This is a genomic window from Roseibium sp. (assembly GCF_965232425.1).
Classification (GTDB): domain Bacteria; phylum Pseudomonadota; class Alphaproteobacteria; order Rhizobiales; family Stappiaceae; genus Roseibium.
On sequence record NZ_OZ246971.1, the window covers coordinates 1,126,880 to 1,139,740 of the forward strand.

Annotated in this window: 12 protein-coding genes; 2 read left to right on the forward strand and 10 right to left on the reverse strand. The window is 55.0% G+C overall.

The window, feature by feature from the left end:
- Positions 1-116 precede the first annotated feature (116 nt).
- The 3 genes from ACO08A_RS05200 to ACO08A_RS05210 all read right to left on the reverse strand — a co-directional run bounded on the left by ACO08A_RS05200 (position 117) and on the right by ACO08A_RS05210 (position 2,847).
- The gene (locus ACO08A_RS05200; protein WP_422040136.1) at positions 117-818 is read right to left on the reverse strand and encodes a Crp/Fnr family transcriptional regulator; all 702 of its coding nucleotides are present in this window, start codon (positions 816-818) and stop codon (positions 117-119) included.
- Between the two features lie 607 nt (positions 819-1,425).
- A complete protein-coding gene (locus ACO08A_RS05205) occupies positions 1,426-1,878 on the reverse strand; it encodes a hypothetical protein (RefSeq protein ID WP_422040137.1) in 453 nt (150 codons plus the stop codon).
- Positions 1,879-1,959: 81 nt separating this feature from the next.
- The gene (locus tag ACO08A_RS05210) at positions 1,960-2,847 is read right to left on the reverse strand and encodes a choice-of-anchor L domain-containing protein (RefSeq protein WP_422040138.1); all 888 of its coding nucleotides are present in this window, start codon (positions 2,845-2,847) and stop codon (positions 1,960-1,962) included.
- A 287-nt stretch (positions 2,848-3,134) separates the two neighbouring features.
- On the opposite strand from ACO08A_RS05210, the gene ACO08A_RS05215 reads away from it, so the two are divergent.
- Entirely contained in the window at positions 3,135-3,341 is a 207-nt protein-coding gene (locus ACO08A_RS05215) for a hypothetical protein (RefSeq protein ID WP_422040139.1), read from the forward strand.
- Between the two features lie 496 nt (positions 3,342-3,837).
- Positions 3,838-5,061, forward strand: a complete 1,224-nt coding sequence (locus ACO08A_RS05220; protein ID WP_422040140.1) for a tyrosine-type recombinase/integrase — start codon at positions 3,838-3,840, stop codon at positions 5,059-5,061.
- A 422-nt stretch (positions 5,062-5,483) separates the two neighbouring features.
- Here the strand turns inward: ACO08A_RS05220 and ACO08A_RS05225 are convergent, their stop codons facing one another.
- From ACO08A_RS05225 to ACO08A_RS05255, 7 genes are read right to left on the reverse strand one after another with little or no spacing between them, the layout of a single operon-like run.
- Positions 5,484-6,347, reverse strand: a complete 864-nt coding sequence (locus ACO08A_RS05225; RefSeq protein WP_422040141.1) for an endonuclease/exonuclease/phosphatase family protein — start codon at positions 6,345-6,347, stop codon at positions 5,484-5,486.
- A complete protein-coding gene (locus tag ACO08A_RS05230; RefSeq protein WP_422040142.1) occupies positions 6,344-7,057 on the reverse strand; it encodes a glycerophosphodiester phosphodiesterase in 714 nt (237 codons plus the stop codon). Before ACO08A_RS05230 ends, ACO08A_RS05225 begins: the two co-directional genes overlap by 4 nt.
- Positions 7,054-8,079 (reverse strand): endonuclease/exonuclease/phosphatase family protein, encoded by a 1,026-nt coding sequence (locus tag ACO08A_RS05235; RefSeq protein WP_422040143.1) that lies wholly within the window; start codon positions 8,077-8,079, stop codon positions 7,054-7,056. Before ACO08A_RS05235 ends, ACO08A_RS05230 begins: the two co-directional genes overlap by 4 nt.
- Positions 8,072-9,100, reverse strand: coding sequence for an ABC transporter ATP-binding protein (locus ACO08A_RS05240; RefSeq protein WP_422040144.1), 1,029 nt, complete (start codon positions 9,098-9,100; stop codon positions 8,072-8,074). Before ACO08A_RS05240 ends, ACO08A_RS05235 begins: the two co-directional genes overlap by 8 nt.
- The gene (locus ACO08A_RS05245; protein WP_422040145.1) at positions 9,100-10,137 is read right to left on the reverse strand and encodes a carbohydrate ABC transporter permease; all 1,038 of its coding nucleotides are present in this window, start codon (positions 10,135-10,137) and stop codon (positions 9,100-9,102) included. Before ACO08A_RS05245 ends, ACO08A_RS05240 begins: the two co-directional genes overlap by 1 nt.
- Positions 10,137-11,078 carry a carbohydrate ABC transporter permease gene (locus ACO08A_RS05250; RefSeq protein WP_422040146.1) on the reverse strand — a complete coding sequence of 314 codons (942 nt, stop codon included), beginning with the start codon at positions 11,076-11,078 and terminating at the stop codon, positions 10,137-10,139. Before ACO08A_RS05250 ends, ACO08A_RS05245 begins: the two co-directional genes overlap by 1 nt.
- Before the next feature lie 46 nt (positions 11,079-11,124).
- Positions 11,125-12,468 carry an ABC transporter substrate-binding protein gene (locus tag ACO08A_RS05255; RefSeq protein WP_422040147.1) on the reverse strand — a complete coding sequence of 448 codons (1,344 nt, stop codon included), beginning with the start codon at positions 12,466-12,468 and terminating at the stop codon, positions 11,125-11,127.
- Positions 12,469-12,861: the final 393 nt, after the last annotated feature.

The window sequence follows — 12,861 nt, forward strand, 5'->3', positions numbered from 1 at the left end:
CTGATGCGGCACGGCTGACAGACCCTCAGGCACGGACAGACCGACTGCCGGCATTCGCGGGAAACTGTCATCACGGGAGCGGGATCAGGAAGTGCCGCAAATCCAGATGGAAAACGTCACGCCAAATCGTCGCCCGACACCGCCCGCCTCAACCGCGGCAGGTCCGTGATCGTGATGCTGCGCCGCTCGAGCCTGGCTATTCCCTGCGAAACCAGACGGTTCAATTCCTTGGTGACGGCTTCCCGGTGCGTTGCAATCCGCGTGGCGAGTTCGTAGTGGGATGGCGCCGGCGAGATCGTGCAGACCTGCCCGTTCGCCGCTTCGGTGTCGCACAAGCGCAATATCTCGGCATGCAGTCTTTGGCGAACCGATAGAGCCCCATACTCGAAGACGCGCTGACTGAGACCCCTGGCCTTTGCCACGAGATGTTCCGCAAGCCGCAATCCGAATGCGCCGTCGGAGGCGATCAGCTTGCGGAAATCCTGCGCGCTCATGCTGGCGATCGTGGCGTCGGCCTTGGCTTCAATTGATGCGGATCGCGGTCTGCCGTCGATTGCAGCGAATTCACCAAAAATCCCGCCGGTGCTGATTTCCAAATATGAAACCTCCTTACCATCAATCGAGTAATCACGGACAGAAACAGTCCCGTCGATAATCAAGAACACGTCCGTCGTCTCGTCGTTCCGTTTGAGGATAGTTTCACCGGCGGTAACACGTGTGATCAAACACATGCGACTTATTTGAAATTCATCAAATTTATCAATGCCTTCAAACAACGGAATCGCCTGTTTGATTGACACCTTGTTTTGTGACGCCATGCGCAGCCCCCCCGCTCGCCTGCCAACAACACGCAGGAGTATAATGGAACCGGGCCGACAACCTAGTCTTATTGCTGTTCCTGACTGCAAAAAAGCAGCGAAACATCATCATTATCTGGTGAGGATTGCCGGTGTGTCACGCTTCCGCGGCGACAGGCCTTTCGAAGGTGTCAGTGACAGACCCTTCCCCCCGGCACCCGTCTGCCCGCGCTGCAACGTTTTCTACCGCTTCAGAACAAGATCGTCATTCGGGCTCTCCCGTGGTTGCCCGGCTTTGCGCAACCTTGCGAAAATCTTACACGAGCAGCGACTTGATAAAGGCGGCGTACGCGCTCGAACAGGATCCTGATCGGGAGCTGTTGAAGATACGGTTGCTTTGAGATATGGCGCACCCAAGATCAGAAAGTATGAACTCTCAGGTCAGGCCGCAAGGCGATCAGACTTCACCGTAAACATCATCAAACAGTGAGCCCAGTGAGGCAGGGTAGCACTCGCGGCAACAAAAATATTTCGTCTTACTTTACGGCTCTACAGGCCGGTGAAAACACTCTTTTGTGAAACAAAACTCTAAGGTGTTTCAATGCGAAGGAACGCTTTTTTGTCTTTTCTAGCCGTCGCAGGAAAGGCGTACAGCGGGAGTGGAAAGAGCAAGAAGCCGTAAGTCTTCGAGTTTTTGCTTGTAATCCATGCCCGTCAGTGAGAGCCCTTCGGGGCTCCATGTGTAGCGAAGTACCATCCCGTGCACGTCGCCTTTGCTCAATCGAAGGACCACCAAATGCTCAACCAGATCGTCCCCCAGTTCGGTCACCTGATAAACAGTGCCACCATTGAAGGCAACATCAGCTGCCAGTTTCGTCAGCGATTGAGCGGCTGCCGCTTTGCTTTCCGGCAGCCAGCTACTCGCGGCGTCGTTCAGCGACGACTCGATCGCATCGATGTTGTTGCTGCCCAATGCGTCAAGTAGGCCACAGGAGGTGTCGTGCGGGGTCGCCTGTGCGCTGGTTGCGGACAAGATAAAACCGAAGCACAGCCCAATGCACAAAGTCAGGCGATTGATCATTATTGCAGTCCTTGGCTCGAAGATTGTGTACAAAGAAGGGCGGCGCAATGCGCCGCCCTTTGTCACATTCATTCACTGGTCTCAGGCATTCGACCGGCGACGAGTAATCATGCCCACGCCGGCGACTGCCACCAGCAGCAACGGCAATGAAGCAGGAAGCGGTACGGTGGTCGGGTCGATGCCGCCACCGCCGGTGCTTGTGCCACCACCGAGACCTGTGATGAAGACACCAGAGTCGAACGCGGTATCGTTTGTGTCACCAATGGCGATCTTGATTGTATGAGTGGCAAGGTTCATGTCCAGAATGCCCGTAAGCGACAACGGCTGATAGATGCCGTCATACTCCAGAGCCGTTCCGCTTGCATCCTCGAACGGATCTGCCGAACCGAAATCATTATCGAAGAAAAGCCCGGCATTCGCCGATCCCAGGGTAAAGTTTACGAGATCGCCATTCGGAAAGAAGGCATAGTTGATGCCATCTACGAAGACGCCGAAGATGTCGGTCACAGACTGGTTCGGAAACTCATCGCTCGCGAACACGAAGTCCAGATCGATCGAGGTTATGCCGGGAGCAGCGGTAAAGTCGAACGAGAGGACGTTGGCGTCATTGGTCACAGTCTGCGCGGATATGGATTGCAGATCAGCGTCTGATCCGGCACCTGGATTGCTGCTGATAGCGGTACTATCATTGCCGGGAATATCTCCGACATCGCCCGATGTCAGGACAACGCCATCACCGAGTGTTATCGTGGTGGTGGAGTTCGACAGACTGAAACCGCTGTAGGTGCCGCCTTGGGTTGCACCGCCTTGGTAGGTTTCCGAACCGCCGACGATGCTGATGCCAGAGCCTGGTGAAACCAGTGCCGAAGCCAAGGCTGACGCGGACGAGTTGGAAACAACGGAAAGAGCGCTTGCAGGCGTGGCTGCCATTATTGCACACGACGCAAGAGCAAGTAGTTTAAGCTTCATATATTTGCCCCTTCAATAAAATAAGTAAGAAAAAACATGCTCAGCATGAATAAAAATATGAAGGCCACCCATGCCTTACATGCTTCTCACTTTCTACGAGGACCCGAGGGAAACCTCACAATTTTCCCCTGCGGTACTTTTTCAAACAACTAAACTCTATATTAACAGATAGTTAATGTCAAACTCGAACCGACGCTGGGGCAACCTAATTGACTTAACGGCAAGTGAACACGCGCAACATGCTGTAAAACTCGAAAATACCCCTACTACCTATGTTGCAACAGAGAATGCGAAAGCCACGCGAATCAATTCCGAAAGCCAAATTGGAAGGCGCATTTGACGATGCGTCAATGAAATTGGAATCCGTAGGGGAGATTCACGACTTGGCGATGGTGATGTTCAAGTTTGCGCACGCTAACAAACTAAGCAAACCCGAAGAAAACAGCAATCATTTAGAAGACTTATTAAGTATTCCAACAAGAAAATCGACCTGATCATAACCAGGATCGCTGACGCAAATGGCGAATTGAAAAACTAGAGAAGGAAAAGTCATTACTCAAGAGCAGATGAAAAACACCGGTAAACCTCAGCTAGGTTTTCAAGAGACATTTGAACACGCTCTCAATTTCCTCTCAAGCCTTTGATTTATATGTAATAATCATAACAATAAGTGAAACAGAACGGTGCTTCGGTCGATTTCTTCGGAGCCTGTTTCACACCGTCGAACCGACGGGCTTCGAACCCCTGAAACTTCGTTACCTTTCAAGGCGTTGAAGACGATCTGCGGGTCCAAATACAGAATGGCGCACCGGGGAGGATTCGAACCCCCGACCCCCAGATTCGTAGTCTGGGTTCTACTTATGTTATAATCCCTCGCACCTTCTCATTAGCACTATATATCAGCGGTTTAATCGACATTTGTTTTCGGTGACACTTTGTTTTTCGCATCGGTATGGTTGCTAACGGGTTGCTGTGTGCTAGCTTGAAGCCATGAGCAACACACGCAAACGCATCTCCAAGTCTGTCGTCGATAAACTCGAGCCGGGCGAACTGGTGTGGGACAGCGAGGTCCGTGGCTTTGGCGTCCGCTGCCAACGCAAGGCGAAGAAGTACGTTCTGAAAACTCGTGTCGACGGCAGGCAGCGCTGGTTCACGATCGGAGAGCACGGCTCTCCCTGGACTGCTGACACCGCCCGCAAGGAAGCACTTCGGCTATTGGGCAGCAAACACGCTGGCGCCAGCATCGACGAAATCAGGAAGCCCCGGTCAGCACAAGTTACCATGGCGGATCTCTGTGATCGCTTCATCGAGGACTACGCGCGGCAGCACAAAAAGGCCAGTAGCGTGTTGATGGATGAGATGAACATCCGTAACCATGTCCTTCCGCTTCTGGGCAAGAAGCTGGTCACTGAAATAACGCGTTCGGATATTGATACCTTCAAGCTTGCCGTCCGAAATGGCAAGACGGCTCCCAGGGACGGTCGCTCTCATGGAAGCGGCCACAAGGGAGGAGCGGTCGTCTCAGGTGGAGAGGGTGTTGCCAACAGATGTCTCGCTCTGCTCTCCAAGATGTTCAATCTCGCTGAGCGTTGGGAACTGAGGCCCGATGGATCCAATCCCGTCCGACATATCGAGAAGTACAGGGAGAACAAGGTCGAGCGCTACCTGACAAAGGAAGAGTTCGCGAGGCTTGCGAGCGTGCTTGAAGCTGCAGAAGAGCAGAAGCTTGAAGACCCTTTTGTTGTCGCCGCTATCAGGCTGCTGATCTTCACGGGCGCCAGGCTTGGTGAGATCCTGTCTCTGAAGTGGGAGTACGTTGACTATGAGGGTGCGCGCCTGTTGTTGCCGGACAGCAAGACGGGGAGGAAAACGCTATATCTCAACAGCCTTGCAAGCGAAGTCCTCACGACCTTACCCAGAATAGATGGCAATCCTTTTGTCATCGTTGGAAAGAAACCCGGCGAACATCTCGTCAACCTGAGAAAGCCTTGGTACCGGATCCGGAAACAGGCCGATATCGAAGATGTCCGCATTCATGATCTGCGCCATAGCTTTGCAAGCTTCGCAGTAGCAGAGGGTCTTAGCCTCCCGGTCATTGGAAAGTTGCTGGGCCACAAGAAAGCCTCAACGACTGAACGCTACGCGCACTTGGCGGACGATCCGATACGAAGCGCCAACGAACGGGTGGCAGAACAGCTAGCAGTATCGAAATGAGAAAATGGTCGAGATACGTAGAGCCGAAAAGCTCAGTATAGATCGGACTATCTCGGCCAGTGTTCATTTGCCAGAAACGTAAACTCATGCAGTCAGCAAAGCCTATTTTCGCCTACTTTAGAGCCAAGGGTTTAGCTCGCAACAGTATGAAATTACTTCAGGATGAATCACTCTGCCGAACTGTCGGGGCAGACCGACGCTAGATCCGGTGGTTAAGGTCCAATTCGGGCGGGAAACGGACGTTCGCTGCGGCGCGAACGAACAAACGGCCGAGAGACAAGCGGCACATTTCCATTCAGATTTTCAAAGATCACCCAATCTCGCGAAAACGCTGAACTTACATTGCGATTGCAGCTCTGATTGCATCGATATAGTCGGGCCCTAAATGCTACAGTCGAGGGGCGATCCTCGCGCGTTCCAGATCACTGCGAGAAGGTGACCCACAACGGCCAGTGATCGGATCCTGTTGCCTGATCGTCGATCGACGCCGCCGCCACTTGCGGTGCAAGCGATGCAGAGACGAAACAATGGTCAATTCGGGTCATGGCATTTGGGTGCGTGGACCCTGAGGTTTCGTCGTGTCCACCCAGAACCCAGGCGTCGAGGAGCCCTGCGCGGTTGGTGAGCCGGCCGTATCCCGGGGCAATCTCGCCAATCATTCTGGCATACTCTCTCGATCCGGGAGAAAAATTCAAATCCCCCAAGAGGACAAGCTCCGAAGGCATCGGAGGTTCGTGTTCCTCAAGCCAGTCGCTTTTCGGATCCGGATGCCCGCCGCACCATGCGCCCCCCTCTACGGGCGCGGAGGCCAGGATCTCGAGAATTCGATCGATCTGGGGCAACCTTGTCGCTTCGCACAAGTGACTGAGATGCACCGAATAAAAGCGAACAGGGCCGAACGGTGTCGCGATCACCGCCTCCAAGATCCCTTGCTGTATGGAGTGGTGTTGACGATCTCCCCATTTTGGCAACGGAAAATTGCGTGAAGACAGGATCGGCCAACGGCTTAATATCATCGTGCCAAACTGCTTGCGGCGCGAAATTTTGCGGCCATCCGCGATCCAGCCGGCGTTCATGTCCAAATTCGCGCCATAAACCCAATAATGATCCGGCAAATGATCCGAAAGAACCTGTGGGCTGTCGACCATGCCGCTTCTCTTCCAAAAGCGGTCAACTTCCTGAAGGGCGATCACGTCCGCGTCTTCGATTTCCCCTGCAATGCGGGCAAGGTCGTAGCGCCCATCGGCCCCGAGGCCGTACTGGATATTGTAGGAAACGACTTTCATGGGTTCTCTCCCAAGACTTTCAAAGCAACTTCAAGATGGTCAAGGTTGATGTAGTCAACATGCGTGTCAGCGAAGCACTTGAAGACGGCAGGTGTGCTGCTTTCGGAATACCCGATGATTTCAAGCCCCACGGCTCTTGCAGCGCGCACAACGGCATCCGTGCATTCTGCTTGTTCAAGCTCAATGAAGTCGGCGCGGTACAGCGAACGCGCGACGGAGACATTTCGCGCAACAGAAAGAAGAGTGCTGGTGCGCAGGTCCGGCGCGGCACTGGCAAGACCAATTGCCATCTCCGGTTTGTGGGCGAAAGCGAAAGAGTGTTCCATCATGCGCGTTTCGCGCAGAATTCCGGCCAGGGTGTCCGGGTTGCACCACTTTACTTCAACATACGCCCCCGCGCCCCGAGCGCGAAGGTTATCGAGAAAGGCGTCGAGCCGAGGAACCTTTGCACTGCAAAACTCCGGCGCAAACCAGCGCCCCGCATCCAAGGCGTCAATGTCCGCGGAATGCATAAGTTCCAGTAAACCGGCACCATCCGTGGTTCGGTCGACGGTGCGATCGTGCAGCACATAAAGGACACCGTCCGCGCTTTCGCGGACATCCAGTTCGATGATGTCGGCGCCCAGATCGAGAGCCGCATTCGCGGCCTCAAATGTGTTTTCCGGTGCGACGAGGGACGCGCCCCGGTGTGCGATAAGACGTGGTTTCAAGGCATGAACCGCGCAGTTACGAGTTCGTGATCCGACAGATAATCACCATGCGAGGAGATCGCCGGCACCGTCATCGGTTCGAGACTGTCGAGACCTCGCACGAAAAGCCAATCAAGCCGCTTCAAGGGATATTCGACAGGTTTTCCGGGGGCCGAACGTGTGGTCGGCTCGCCGTTGTTGGCAGTTTTCCAGCCGAAACCGTCAGCTTCGAATGCCCCGAAACAAGGTTCCCAGATTTGAGGTTTATTCAGACAGGAAAACACGGATCTACCTGCCAGGTCTGCCGTGTTCAGATCGCCGCCAATGATCATCGGGGCTGGTCCGTAAACTCTGCGCAATGCGGAAAGCATCGTTTCGGCTTGTTGAAGACGTTCCTGCGCATCGGACTCGCTTTCGAAATGGACAGCAACCAGGGTAATGGGGGCCGGGCCAACCTCCACATCTGCGGCGATCGCCATGCGACCGCCGACCCGTCGTTGCCCGTCGGACTTTGGAGATCCTGTGAACCACTGCCCCTGATCATCAAGCGGAATGACCCTGGGTCTATGCAACGGAAATCTCGACAGGATCGCGTTGCCATGCAGCCCGGCGAGATTAGCGACATCGGAAAAGAGACGGGTTTCGTAAGTGTCGCCGGTTCCAAGCTCGACAAACTCCACCCCGTACACATATCCAAACCCCAGCAGGCGGGCTAAATCCCTTGTCGTGTGCCGTTGCCCGGATCGGGCCATCCCGTAATCCATCTCGGTCGCAAGAACGATATCGACACCTGCGCGCCGGAGCAGATCAGCGCTGTCCTCGACGCGTTTGCAACGCTCCATGTTCCATGCGGCGATTTTCATCTCTGATGGATTGGAAAAGGCGGCTGGTGGCGGGGCCAGTTCGATGGTCTGCAAACAGCGCCAGTCAGCAAGGTAACGGCTGTGACGTTCCCCTGTCGCTTCGCCATGGGCGGCTTTAAGGCGTTCATCCGGAGCTGGGGGCAAGATTTCGAAGACGCACTCGCTGAGGATGTCACGCATTTTCCGCAACCAGTCTTGCGTGCCCATCCATGCGCCGGCCGTCTCGGTCGAAACAGACCGCGTCTGTTTCTTCGAATCGCAGAAACAGGTCCGCACCCGACTGCCAGCGTGTCGCAGACGAGGCTTCCAGAAAGCGGACATCACCCAATGTCGTTTCGCAGGTGATCAACGTCTCACGTCCCATCAATTCGACAGTATTTACCGTGGCTTTTAAACCCGCTCCTGCGGGCCGGATGTTTTCAGGGCGAACACCAATCTTTTTGGTGCCTTCGGGTGCATTGATTTCCACCCGTCCGGCCTCGAAGAAATTGATTGGCGGCGAGCCGATGAAACCTGCGACAAATGTGGTGTCCGGCCGCTGATAAAGATCGAGAGCGCTGCCGCGCTGTTCAATCTGCCCCGTATTCATGCAGACGATCCGATCCGCCATCGTGGTCGCTTCCAGTTGATCGTGCGTCACGAGAACCGTTGTCACCCCAAGTTCGCGAGTTATCCGCCGGATTTCCGCACGCATGGTCAGACGCAGGGTGGCGTCTAGATTGGAAAGTGGTTCGTCCAACAGGAGCAGGTTCGGGGCCTTGATCAATGCCCTGGCAAGGGCAACCCTCTGCTGCTGTCCGCCGGACAACTCCGAAGGGCGTCTGTTCAAAAGTCCATCCACCTGGACGAGTTCCGCCATTTCCCGCGCCTTTGCTTCCGGGTTGTCGATTTTTTGAAAGCGTGTCGGGAAGAGGATGTTCTGCAACACGTTCATATTCGGATAGAGCGCGTATGACTGAAAAACGATCCCGACATTGCGCAGGCGCGCTTCGACCTCATTGACCCTCGCGCCGTCGAAAAGAATCTCACCGGAGGTCGGCAGGTAGACGCCGGCCAGCATGAAAAGCGTGGTGGATTTACCGCATCCGGACGGACCGAGGATGGCAAGAAATTCACCGTCTTCGATCGTGAGTGAAATGTCGTCGACGGCGACCACATCCCCCCAGCTCTTCCGTAATTGGTTCAATGTAACCCTGGCCATCAGCCCTTGATGCCTCCCAGTGTCATTTGCGTAAGGTAGCGTTGGCAGAACAGATAAAGGGCAAGCGAAGGAATGATGTAGAATACGGAGACTGCAGCGACGAGGCCGTAGTCCACGCCCATGACATCCTCGGCCACGTAATAGAGATACGTGGACATGACCCAGTAGGATGTGCCCGTTCGAAGTGCGGTGACAAAAACGTATTCCTCCCAGCCCTGGATAAATCCAAGAACGGAGATCGCGATAAGCCCGGCGCGCACCTGGGGCAACACGACATACCAGAAGGCCTGCCGGCGCGAGGCACCGTCTGTCATTGCAGACATTTCGATGTCCCACGGCACCGCGTCGAAAAACCCTTTCATGATGAAAATGAAAAAGGGCAGTTGAATCGCCGTCAGCACCAGGATCGGTCCCGTCAGCGTGTTCAGCAATCCCACCCAGAAGATGACCAGGAAAATCGGGATTGCGAGCATCCATGGATGAAAGACTTCAATCAGCAGGAGGCCCTGCAGAAAGGCAGATCGGCCTGCAAACGCAAAGCGGCTGATGTAGTAGCCTGCCAAGGTCGCGACACTCACCTTCAGGGCCGTCGAGGATGCCGCAACCAAAAGCGAATTGCCGAAAGCTTCCCACACCCAGGGGAACTGACCGCCGGCCGTCGCAGAGCCCCGTATGTCCTCGATCAAATTCGGATTGATCAGGAAACGGTAGTTGTTGAGATGCAGCTCGCTGCCAACCGTTACCCATAGGCCGAGTATGGCTGCGCCCAGACACGCCAGAGCGGACCATATCCGGTGTCTCGGCAACGAAAGATGAAGTGCCACATAAGCCAGGGTTGCCGGCATGAGCACGGCGCAGGCCCGCCATAATACAGCGCTTTCCACTCCCCCCGTTCGAGCAGACAGCGAAATGACCAGCATCCAGAAGAACGGCAAAAGCACCGGCAGGGACACAATCGTCAGCAACACGATCAACGCGGCATTTTTCAGGGTTCTTTGGCGCTGCGATATCTTCGCCAACTTGTGCCAGTCGCTCATCAATGCACCTCGATTCGCGGTTTTGCGAGCAGGCGCTTCATGTTGGTCAGCCGCCAGAGGATCATGGCGACAGCCATGCCGATCACGATGAGGATCAATGTGATTGCAGCGCCGTAGGCGTATTGCCCGGAGCCAATGTCCGGGGCCAACGTCTTCGTGTACGCCAGCATGGACATTGTCATGGTCTGACGCGCCGGCCCCATGATCAGGAAAATGTATTCAAAGCTCACAAGGAGAGCGAGAGTTTGAAACACGGTGATGTAACTGAGCGGCCACCTCAAAGCGGGCAGGATAATGTGCCGGACGATTGAGAGGCTGCCGGCGCCGTCGGCGCGGGCGGCGTAGAAAAGGTGTTGCGGTATCGAGCGGATGGCAGATGTCAGGATGAGCATGCCGAGCGAAGCGCCAATGAACCCGTTTGCAAAGACAATTAGTGTGACCGGTGCATCCAGCTTCATGTTGACCGGGCCAAGGCCGACAACTCCGATGATCTGGTTCAGTAGCCCGCGTTCCGTTGGGTCGACGGTCCAAAGCCACAAAAGACCGTAAACGACAGAGGGTGACATCCGCGGGAGCAGCCAGATGGCACGGTAGAGCCCACCCAACCAATCCGGTAAAGCGGTGGTTGTAAGCGCCAGGATCAAGGCGAATGTCACGTTGAAGATCGCAAGGGTGAAGAACACGTAAATGGCCGAAAGAGACAGCGCACGATAGAATGATCCCCTGAACTCGAAGCCCCACCAACTGTCTTCGGAAGGCCGCGCCAGCTTTTCGAACTGGCTCGTTGTGAATTCGTTCACCTTGATCGTCTGGCTCATGTCGGTGAAGGCGACCACTAGGTCGACGACGATCGGCACCAGCAGGAGACAAAACAGAAACAGGCATGCCGGGCCCAGGAACACCAGCGCATTGACGGTTTGACGGGAGCTTGATGTGGACATGGCGAGGAGAAGACGGGGCAGCTAGTGCCGTCCCGTCAAAGACCCTTTAGTCAAGGATGATCACGTCGTCGCCGAGCTCGACTTCGAGCTCTTCAATGACCATTTCCGTCGCTTCGGCAGGGGTCATTTCACCCGTTTCAACAGCCTGCACTCCGGAATAGGTGATGGCGTTGTACTGACCTATCTTGGCGTGGTTCGGCATGAACTCGGCAAATTCAAGCATGGGTGTGCCGGCGATCAATGCCCAGCCCTCTTTCTGAAACTTCGGCATTGCGGTCTGACCGTACATGATAGGCGTGTGATTGGTCGTCACCGCGTGTTCGGTATTGGGAACGTGCTGCGAAGCCATCGCAACGAGCATTGCGGCAAGATCCTTGTTCTCCGTTTCGCCTACGATGTAGATGATCGGGTGACTGAGGTTTTTCGGCGCGCCGCCCTTTTCGGCAGGTGGAGAATGGATCCAGGTGATCTTGTTGAAGTAGTCTTCCGGACCCGACAAGTCGAAAGCCTCCATCTGTGCGCCGACATTCCAGATACCGTGGAATTTTCCAAGCGCGCTGCCACCGCGGAAAGCCGCGTGTGTGCTGTCCCAGCTGTAGGTCGTCATGTCCGCTGGCAAAGAACCGTTGTCGACACAATACTTCAGCCAGCCGTAATATTTTTCCAGGCCGGATTTCGTGATCTGGAGCTTGGCTTCGTCTTCATTGTAGATGTCGATGCCGAACGAGGCCATTGCCATCTGGAAATCGGGGCCGACATTCGGGCGATGCACCCAACCGATTTTCGCAGCGCCCTTGTTGACCGCGTCCGCCGCAAGGTCGCACCAGTCGTACATGGTGAACTCGCCGGCTTCCACTTTGCCCGGAAGCTCATCGATGAAGGTCTGGTCGTACCCGGCCGCGCGCAGGATATCGTTGTTCACGAAGAACATGCGGATCTCGGAATCCTGCGGAATACCGTAGCGCTCTCCCTTATACATGACCGAGTTCCACAAGGATGGAATCATGTCTGAGTACAACGCTTCATTCGCAGCAATATGGTCCTCAAGGTTGGCAGCTAGACCCGCTTCAACAAAGGACCCAATCCACTCATGCGCGGCCACGGCTATGTCGGGTGTGTCACCTACCGAATGGGCTTTCAGCAGATCGAGTGCGTCGGCGTCGAAACCCTTGGCATTGGTTTCGATGAGGTTCACCTCGACCCGGGTCTCCGAACCGGCAGCCTCGAACACCCGGTTGAGTTGCTCGGCCGCGGCAACGATGTTACCGGCGCGCAGCGGACCGGACCGATCAGCACGAGACCAAAGATCGATGGTGACGGTTTCAGCAATTGCAGGGGCAGCGACTGTCAGCGCGACAAGGCTCGCCGATATTGATTTCAAGATGTGCATGGTATCTCCCCAAAACTGGATGGCAGCTTTGGTTAACCAGCAAATTAACGTAACGAACAAATGTCGATATTATGAATTTATTAAAACGTCACGATTTTCAATTAGGCGCCTAATCTATTTTTCAAAGTAGTTGTATTGCTATGGATGAATTGGCACTTTGGAAAAACTTCGAGCGCATCGCTCGATTTTTATACCACTGCCTCCACCTGACACTACGACCGGCCCAGACAGGGGTAAGCCTTTCTATTACTATCGCCTGTCACCGGACCGCAAACGGGTCCTCTTCGGTGGAGGGGTTACCGGTTCAGGGACAGGTTCGGCATCTGACACATGAGTGTCGTGGGCTGCAAGGGATTGGTGATTTACGCGAGAGAGGCTTCAACGGCGACGAAA

Coding starts and splice junctions, on each gene's coding strand:
- ACO08A_RS05200 (WP_422040136.1), bottom strand. CDS start 818: ATGGCGTCACAAAACAAGGTGTCAATCAAACAGGCGATTCCGTTGTTT.
- ACO08A_RS05205 (WP_422040137.1), bottom strand. CDS start 1,878: ATGATCAATCGCCTGACTTTGTGCATTGGGCTGTGCTTCGGTTTTATC.
- ACO08A_RS05210 (WP_422040138.1), bottom strand. CDS start 2,847: ATGAAGCTTAAACTACTTGCTCTTGCGTCGTGTGCAATAATGGCAGCC.
- ACO08A_RS05215 (WP_422040139.1), top strand. CDS start 3,135: ATGCGAAAGCCACGCGAATCAATTCCGAAAGCCAAATTGGAAGGCGCA.
- ACO08A_RS05220 (WP_422040140.1), top strand. CDS start 3,838: ATGAGCAACACACGCAAACGCATCTCCAAGTCTGTCGTCGATAAACTC.
- ACO08A_RS05225 (WP_422040141.1), bottom strand. CDS start 6,347: ATGAAAGTCGTTTCCTACAATATCCAGTACGGCCTCGGGGCCGATGGG.
- ACO08A_RS05235 (WP_422040143.1), bottom strand. CDS start 8,079: ATGCGTGACATCCTCAGCGAGTGCGTCTTCGAAATCTTGCCCCCAGCT.
- ACO08A_RS05240 (WP_422040144.1), bottom strand. CDS start 9,100: ATGGCCAGGGTTACATTGAACCAATTACGGAAGAGCTGGGGGGATGTG.
- ACO08A_RS05245 (WP_422040145.1), bottom strand. CDS start 10,137: ATGAGCGACTGGCACAAGTTGGCGAAGATATCGCAGCGCCAAAGAACC.
- ACO08A_RS05250 (WP_422040146.1), bottom strand. CDS start 11,078: ATGTCCACATCAAGCTCCCGTCAAACCGTCAATGCGCTGGTGTTCCTG.
- ACO08A_RS05255 (WP_422040147.1), bottom strand. CDS start 12,468: ATGCACATCTTGAAATCAATATCGGCGAGCCTTGTCGCGCTGACAGTC.